The 1064-nt window shown below is 32.5% G+C and carries 1 protein-coding gene and 1 pseudogene; both read left to right on the forward strand.

The annotated features are described in order from the left end of the window. The first annotated feature begins 61 nt into the window (after positions 1–61). Positions 62–583 (forward strand): structural cement protein Gp24, encoded by a 522-nt coding sequence (locus U881_RS0100410; protein WP_024652909.1) that lies wholly within the window; start codon positions 62–64, stop codon positions 581–583. 20 nt (positions 584–603) lie between these two features. Continuing rightward, a pseudogene (locus U881_RS0100415) lies at positions 604–1064 on the forward strand (hypothetical protein); the annotation flags it as partial.

Consider the following 1064-nt stretch of genomic DNA (forward strand, 5'->3'; position numbering starts at 1 on the left):
AATAATACTATTCCAATGAGGCATTATAAGAGCAAAATTTTTGTTAACAGTGGGGCTACACATGCATAAGTTTGATTTAACTAATTCAGAAAAAAGTTTTTTACCAGGACTTGAACACAAGTGTGGAATTCATGAGACTGAGACTGCGATAGTTGATGTTGGGTCAGATCCTATAGCTCCTGGTGACCTAGTCATATCTAGTAAATCATCTAGTATGGGAGATATTGTAGTAAAAAAAGCAACGTCTAGTACTACAAACACTGATGTTGTTCGTGGATTTGCTATGAGAAAGACCTACATATCTTCATATGAAACAGCAAATTATTTGCCAGGCGAGGTTGTTCCTATTAGAAGACGTGGTGAAGTGGTAATAACTGTTGATTCATCATATTCAAATCCTAAAATTGGGCATTATGTATTTTTTAAGGATGGAAAACTTGTTCAAGATAAAGATGGAAAAGGTGGAGTTCAGGTTGGTAGAATCAAGGATATAAGTCTTAGTACTTCAAGTAAGGTTGTGTTGTTAGATATTCAAATTAGTCATGAATATGATTCTAGTGGTAATAGGAAATTTTCTTCATAAACGTAAGGAGGATTATATATATGAGTAGAAATATTTTGATAGAATCTAGTGGTACTTATCATGGAGATATTTTAAAGCTTGCAAAAAATGGACTTGAAGATTTATTACCTTATAAGGTAATAAGTAAAAATGAACTCAGAGATGGGTATTATGTGGTTCGTAAGGGAATTTCAACTTATAATGTTACTTCAGGTTTTGGTGATTATAGTAATGAAATTGGTTCAAGTTCTGACTTAATAGAAGAAATTGCATACAAAATGCACAAATTTGAAACAACTAGACGTATTTCACAAGATGATTTGATACATGGTACTGTAACTGAGGATGAAGTTAAGAATCATTTGGAATATGGTCTTATGAAAAATGCTTATTATTCTATGATTTTTGGAAAACCATCTATCAAGATGGAAGGTATTGCAACACTTTCTGGTAGAAGTAAGTTATCGGGTACACAGTCTTCATCATTAACTACTGGAACTAC

Source organism: Borrelia persica No12 (assembly GCF_000500045.1).
GTDB lineage: Bacteria > Spirochaetota > Spirochaetia > Borreliales > Borreliaceae > Borrelia > Borrelia persica.

Excerpts from the sequence above, each read along its gene's own strand:
- U881_RS0100410 (WP_024652909.1), top strand. The coding sequence starts at position 62 with ATGCATAAGTTTGATTTAACTAATTCAGAAAAAAGTTTTTTACCAGGA.